The following is a 2,656-nucleotide window of genomic DNA, read 5'->3' on the forward strand; positions in this document are numbered from 1 at the left end:
CCAGCCGGCGTTCTCGCGGGTGGTGCGCTGGAAGTCCTCGTCGGCGGCCAGCTCGGCCAGCTCCAGCCAGGCGTCCAGCTGCTCTCCGGTGGGGTCGGCGGGCAGCTCGGGCGTGCCCGCCGCACGCAGGCGGTCGACCGAGGGGCCGCCGGGCAGCCCCTCGGTGACGCGGTCCCAGAAGCGGTCGAGCAGCCGCCCGCGCTCGGCCGCCTCCAGCCGGGACAGGGCGTGCACCCGGCGCAGGGTGGCCGCGGTCGGGCTGGCCGCGGCGGCCCGGACGACCGCCAGCTGGCGGTGCAGCGCCCGGTCGCGGGCCTCGAGGGCGGCGGCGTGGGCGGCCAGCAGCTCGCCCAGCTCCCGCCGGCCGGCCAGCAGCTGGCCGACGGTCTCCAGGGCCACCCCAAGGTCGCGCAGGGCCCGCACCAGCTGCAGGCGGGCCACGTCGGTGGCGGTGTAGCGGCGGTGGCCGGCCTCGGTCCGCCCGCTCGGGGGCAGCAGGCCGGCGTCGGAGTAGAAGCGGATGGTCTTGACCGGCAGCCCGGTCACGGCGGCCAGCCGGCCGATCGAGAACGTCCCGGACACGAATACCCCTTGAATCTCCAGTTACTGGAGGTTCTACCATCGTGTCCGCCAGCCGTCCACCAGCCAGAAGCACCGTCATGCCACCCCTGGGAAACGCTCTGGCCGCGTTCCCGGGCTCCCTTCGCCAATCGGGTCCTCCACGCGCACGTTGGACACCCAGGTCATGGCCGGTAGTGCCGAAGGGTCCACGGTGTGTGGGACCTTCGGCACTCCCTGCCCGTGTCAGAAGGCGCTGGACTAACGGAGGGGACCAGGTCGCGAGCGGCCGCGGCGCTGGTGAACACCGACCGGATGGCCGAGGAGGGAGCGGTCATGGCAGCCTCGAGGAGGTCAGCGGAGACCGAAGAGGACACGAAGCCGACCTTCACCTTTGAGCAGCTGGTGCTGCGCTTTGTGGTCGCGGTCATGGTTCTGGTCCTGTTCGTCATGGTGGTCGAGCTCGGCCAGGTCCGAGGCCGCGTCCGCGGGCTCGAGACCGGTGGGGCCCCGGCCCCCGCGGCAGCCACGCAGGCCCCGGTGGGCTCGCCCCAGTCGTTCAAGATCGTGCTCAAGGAGATGGAGGTCGTCCCCAAGGCCGTCGAGGTTCCGGCCGGGACCCCCCTCACCCTGCAGGTGGTCAACCAGGGCCAGACTCCCCACAACCTGGCCCTGCACGGTGGGCCCAAGACCCCCGACCTCAAGACCGGCCAGACGGCCACCCTGGAGGTGGACACGGTCACCAAGTCGATGACCGGCGAGTGCTCGATCCCAGGCCACAAGGAGGCCGGGATGACCTTCGAGGTCCGCGTCAGCGGAACGACCCCGGCCCCGGCGGCCGCGGCGGCCGACCATGCCGACGGCGCTGCTGATGGCAGTGCCTCCCTCGACCCCAACGCCACCCCAGCGGCCGCCTGGCAGTCCTACGACCCCAGGCTGGCCCCCGCCCCCGGCGGCCGCGAGCACAGACTGACGCTGACCGCCAGCGAGGGGGTCGTGGAGGTCGCGCCCGGCGTCAAGCAGCAGGCCTGGAGCTTCAACGGCAAGGTCCCCGGCCCTGCCCTGCGCGGCCGCGTCGGCGACCTGTTCACCATCACCCTGGTCAACGACCCCAAGAACAAGCTCGGCCACTCGATCGACTTCCACGCCTCCAAGGTGGCCTGGAACGACGAGATGCGGACCATCAACCCGGGCGAGCAGCTCATCTATCAGTTCAAGGCCAAGCACGCCGGCATCTACATGTACCACTGCGGCACCGCCCCGACCCTGCACCACATCGGCAACGGCATGTACGGAGCGATCATCATCGACCCACCCGGCCTGGCCAAGGTCGACCACGAGTACCTGCTGGTCCAGTCCGAACTCTACTTCGGCCCCCAGGACCAGCCCGGGTCGCTGGCCAAGATGCAGACCGAGCGCTTCGACGCGGTGGTGTTCAACGGTTACGCCAGCCAGTACAAGTTCCGCCCCATCCGGGTCGAGCCGGGTCAGCGGGTGCGGGTCTGGGTGCTGGACGCCGGGCCGTCGGAGAACAGCGCCTTCCACATCGTCGGGACCGTGTTCGATACCGCCTACAAGGAAGGCGAGTATCTCCTGCAGCCAGGGTTTGGGCGGGGTGGCGCCCAGGTGCTGGACCTGCAGCCGGCCCAGGGCGGCTTTGTCGAGTTCAGCTTCGACGAGCCGGGGCTGTACCCGATTGTGACCCACAAGTTCGCGAATGTGGCCAAGGGCGCCCTGGGGCTGTTCCAGGCCGGCGACGTCAAGGCCACCGGGGCCAGCCACTAGCCCTCCCGCCCCGGCCGGCGGGCCAGGGCCACCGCGACGAGCAGGACGGGAGCACCTCGACAAGCTGACCCGCAGCTACACCCGCCACCCGGCCTACCACGACCGCAGCTACCCGGCCGCCCAACGTTGGCGCGAGACGCGGGTGATCTGCCGCATCCATGCCCGGCGGATCACCCTGGACGCGATCCACGCCCGAGCCGGACCCAAGATGGGAGGCGAACATGAGCGCGACGGCACGTGAAGCCACCCTGCCCGAACTCAAGGACCGGCTGGCCACCCGCCGGGAGCCGGGTGGTTCCACGAGGGCGACCTC

The 2,656-nt window shown here is 71.2% G+C and carries 2 protein-coding genes; one reads left to right on the top strand and one right to left on the bottom strand.

Annotated elements, in window-relative coordinates; all coding sequences use genetic code 11:
• On the bottom strand, window positions 1–582 hold a 582-nt coding region (locus VF468_04355), incomplete at its 3' end, for a MerR family transcriptional regulator (protein ID HEX5877546.1).
• 312 nt (window positions 583–894) lie between these two features.
• On the opposite strand from VF468_04355, the gene VF468_04360 reads away from it, so the two are divergent.
• On the top strand, window positions 895–2,343 hold the full coding sequence (locus VF468_04360) for a multicopper oxidase domain-containing protein (GenBank protein HEX5877547.1): 1,449 nt from the start codon (window positions 895–897) through the stop codon (window positions 2,341–2,343).
• Window positions 2,344–2,656 lie beyond the last annotated feature (313 nt).

It is taken from the genome of Actinomycetota bacterium, from assembly GCA_036280995.1.
Lineage (GTDB): Bacteria > Actinomycetota > CALGFH01 > CALGFH01 > CALGFH01 > CALGFH01.

Bases quoted from the DNA above. Each gene is read 5' to 3' on its own strand.
- VF468_04360 (HEX5877547.1), top strand. From the start codon at position 895: ATGGCAGCCTCGAGGAGGTCAGCGGAGACCGAAGAGGACACGAAGCCG.